Origin of the sequence: Protofrankia sp. Cr1 (assembly GCF_963555865.1) — a bacterium.
Taxonomy (GTDB): Bacteria; Actinomycetota; Actinomycetes; order Frankiales; family Frankiaceae; genus Protofrankia.
The window spans coordinates 1-3,279 of sequence record NZ_CAUVXO010000573.1; the positions used below are offsets into that span (position 1 = coordinate 1).

The 3,279-nt window shown below is 67.1% G+C and carries 4 protein-coding genes; 1 reads left to right on the forward strand and 3 read right to left on the reverse strand.

Going from position 1 to position 3,279, the window contains the following annotated elements:
- Positions 1-1,103, forward strand: a 1,103-nt coding sequence (locus U9980_RS26005; protein ID WP_322770340.1) for a cytochrome P450, incomplete at its 5' end; no start/stop codon positions are given.
- Between the two features lie 167 nt (positions 1,104-1,270).
- Here the strand turns inward: U9980_RS26005 and U9980_RS26010 are convergent.
- The 3 genes from U9980_RS26010 to U9980_RS26020 are packed head-to-tail and all read right to left on the reverse strand — an operon-like array spanning position 1,271 to position 3,075.
- Positions 1,271-1,564, reverse strand: a complete 294-nt coding sequence (locus U9980_RS26010; RefSeq protein ID WP_322770341.1) for a hypothetical protein — start codon at positions 1,562-1,564, stop codon at positions 1,271-1,273.
- 12 nt (positions 1,565-1,576) lie between these two features.
- Positions 1,577-2,008, reverse strand: a complete 432-nt coding sequence (locus tag U9980_RS26015; RefSeq protein WP_322770342.1) for a metal-sulfur cluster assembly factor — start codon at positions 2,006-2,008, stop codon at positions 1,577-1,579.
- Positions 2,005-3,075 (reverse strand): amidohydrolase family protein, encoded by a 1,071-nt coding sequence (locus U9980_RS26020; protein WP_322770343.1) that lies wholly within the window; start codon positions 3,073-3,075, stop codon positions 2,005-2,007. The genes U9980_RS26015 and U9980_RS26020 overlap by 4 nt, the downstream gene beginning before the upstream one ends.
- Between the last annotated feature and the right edge of the window lie 204 nt (positions 3,076-3,279).

Here is a 3,279-nt window from a genome sequence, read left to right on the forward strand (position 1 = left end):
TATGGGACATCTGCGACATCAATCTCGCCCGTACCGCCCTGACCGACCCACGGCTGAGCAAGGACATCGAACTCACCCCCGACTGGATGCGGATTCCCGGCGCGATGCTCACCGCGCAGCCCAGCGCCGATTCCGCTCGCGCCATGGTGATGAGCGAAGATCCGGAACACACCCGAATCAGGCAGGCGCACGCACGGATCTTCACCCCACGCAACACCGAGAAGTGGGCCACCCGCCTGGCCCAACTGGCCGAGGAACTGCTCGACGAACTCGCCGCCGAGCAAGCAGCCGAGGTGAACCTGGTCGATCGCTACACCTACCCCGTCCCGCTGGCGTTCTTCGGCGAGATGCTCGGCCTCCCGCCGGACCTGCACGCCGTGTTGCGCCGAGCCACCGACGACATCACCTACTCGCCGGACCAGGCCGTGCGGGAGCGTGGTGTCGGTGCGCTGGCCGGTGCGGTCGCGGGGTGGGTCAGTGATCCCAGTCCGTTGTACGAGGGAGTAATCACCGGTCTGCTCGAAGACGTCCAGAACAACGTCATCACGATGAACGAGGCCGTGACATGGACCGTCAGCCTCGTGATGGCCGGCTACGAGCCGACGGCGAGCCTGATCGCCCCGGCAATCCTGGAGGCACTGCGCAGGCCGACCGACCAGCGTCCGAACTCCGAGGCGGAGATCGAGGCCTGGATCGAGGAAACCCTCCGCATACACCCGCCGGCGATGCACACGACCTGGCGGTTCGCCACCGAAGACCTCAACATCGGCGGCTACTTCATCCCCAAGGGCGCACCCGTACTGGTCAACGTAGCGGCGGCCAACCGCTGCCCCCACGGGGAAATCGCGGACGATTTCGACCCGAGCGCATCCCTCGGCCACCTCAGCTTCGGGCTCGGCCACCACTACTGTCTCGGCGCGCCGCTGGCCCGCATTGAAGCCAAAATCGCCCTGACCGCCTTTCTCTCCCGCTTTCCCAACGCCAGGCTCAGCGACACCACCGAGGTGGGCTGGGAGTCCGAATGGATGACCCACCGCATCAGCGTCCTGCCCGTCGTGCTGGGCACCGCCATCGGCTCGCCCAACCCGAGCACGGCGCCGTGACCCGCGCCTGAGCAGGGCAGCCGCCTTCGAACCGGGAGCGCCGCGGATCACCCCCGCCCAGTCCACTCCAGACATGCTCACGAGCATGAACGGGGAACGGCACTCACGCGTGCATGGATGCGCCTGTGGTGCAGGCAGTTCGAGGCTTGAACGGATCTTTATGGTGTCTACCGTCCGCTGAGGCTCAAGGGGATCGGGGCGCCGATCAGCTCGAACAGGCGGCGCTGCACGACGGTCGAGATGCTGATCTTTTCGATGTGCTGGCCGACAAAGGTGACCGCGGCCCGGGTGGGGGCCGCGAGGTGGGCGAGAAGCCCCTGACAGCTGTAGACGGGAAGCTGATCGGGGGTTTCTTTCCGGCCGTCCTTAACGGGGCCAGCGCCCGGTGGAGATGCCAGGTGAGATAGGGTGAGCCGGCCGGCGGCGACCGCGGGCGCCCGTAGGGCAATGATCCAGTCCATGCCGCCCAGCCGTCACCGTCCCAGTCCCGGCACCGGTTGGCCAGCCGGCCCCACTCGACGGCAGGCGTCCAACGGAACAATCGGCAGCCTGATCGTCGAGCGCAGAATCTGCCGGTGCTCTTTCAGCTTCCGTCGATAGTCCGGCGCCAGATCCTGTTCCGACCAGTCGAGGTCCGTCTTGAGCCGCACGTCGACGGCGGACACGCCGGGCAGACCGCGCAGTTGCCGCTTGGCCTCGGCTGCGAACGAGCCGAGGAGCAGGCAGGTCGGCTCGGTGACGCCGACAGCCACTGAGACCTGCTGGCCACCGGCGCCGTCGTCCATGACCCGGACGTCGTGCACCAGGCCCATGTCGTCGAGCCCGGCAGGCACGCCCGCGGTGACACTGCAGGGATCGAGAATCGTGTTGAGCACCTCGCGCACGCGAGCCTCGGTAACGGTCATGACGCCTCGACCAGCTGCGCGCCGGGCTTCGCGAGGTTCCCGCCCCAGGCCGGCGCGAGCTCGGTCGTGTCGAACTCGTCCCCCTTGAGCCGGGACCGGAGGGCGGCCTCGTCGATGCCGTGCATGCGAAGGAAGTTGCCGCCCAGGATCTTGCCCTTGATCTCGCGGGTCAGTTCCGGGAGGCCGTACTCCTCAACAAGATCACGCGGCATCTCGAAGTCCCAGAACCGCTCGAGGAGCGGGCGGGGATGGGCGGCATTGCACCCGGTGGCCCAGATGATCCGGTCCTCGGCGTGGAGGAATGCCCCGATCGCCTCCGCGAACCTCCGGGGGGCGAAACTGAGCAGTACCGTGGTCGACTCGAGGTTGACCACGACGTTGGGCAGGCTCATCAGCGCCAGGGCGGTCTCCTCGACGAAGGCCATCCCACCGTGCACGATCTCGAAGATCATGTCAGGAAAGGCCAGAGCGGCTCCCTCCACATCACCCACGCCCAGTGCCGACGACGGGCCCGGGCCGACCGGGAGCGCCTTGTGGATGCCGACGATCTTCAAGCCACGCTCGCGCGCACGTTGCAGGACCGGGAAGCAGACCTCCGGATCATCCAAGTCGAGTCCGCGGATCCGGCCGTCGACGAGATCGGAGGGGTACATCTTCAGCGCCTGCACCCCGTAGTCGTCGACCAGTTCGTCGACTCGCTCGACCGCTCCGGGGCGCAGGGGGGAGACCGCGCCGTAGAGCAGGGTGCGGTTCGGCCACATCTCGCGCATCTGTACGCCGACGGCCAGATCGGATCCGCCGTCCTTGAACTGGCCGTAGAGCGGAGTCTCGTGGTAGACGATGACGTCGGACGGGCTTTCGGCGAGGATGGCCCGGCCGATGGTCTCGGCCCCGGCGCCGCGCATGTACGTGGCGCGGTCGAGCGTGTAGTCCGGTCCGCCCGCGCGGGAGTGCACGCCGTAGAGCATGCCACCGAGGAAAGGACCGATGTCGGGCTGGACGAGGTTGTCGGGGCGGAAGTTGTATTGGTGAGCGACGCCCTCGACGACCAAGAAGTTTTCGATCATGATGCTCCTCGTTGAGTGTGCGGCGCCTGGGCGAGCAGGTCTGCGATGCTCTTCAGGACTCGGTAAGCGCCGCGCTAGGCAGAGCCAGCGTCCGCCCGCACAGAACCGGCAGGCCGGGGTTCTCCCATGAAGTGCACGATCTCTTCGTGATTGGTGGATATCACCGCGTTTAACGCGCCCACCCGGTACCACAGGTCGATCCGA

Coding starts and splice junctions, on each gene's coding strand:
- U9980_RS26010 (WP_322770341.1), bottom strand. CDS start 1,564: ATGGACTGGATCATTGCCCTACGGGCGCCCGCGGTCGCCGCCGGCCGG.
- U9980_RS26015 (WP_322770342.1), bottom strand. CDS start 2,008: ATGACCGTTACCGAGGCTCGCGTGCGCGAGGTGCTCAACACGATTCTC.
- U9980_RS26020 (WP_322770343.1), bottom strand. CDS start 3,075: ATGATCGAAAACTTCTTGGTCGTCGAGGGCGTCGCTCACCAATACAAC.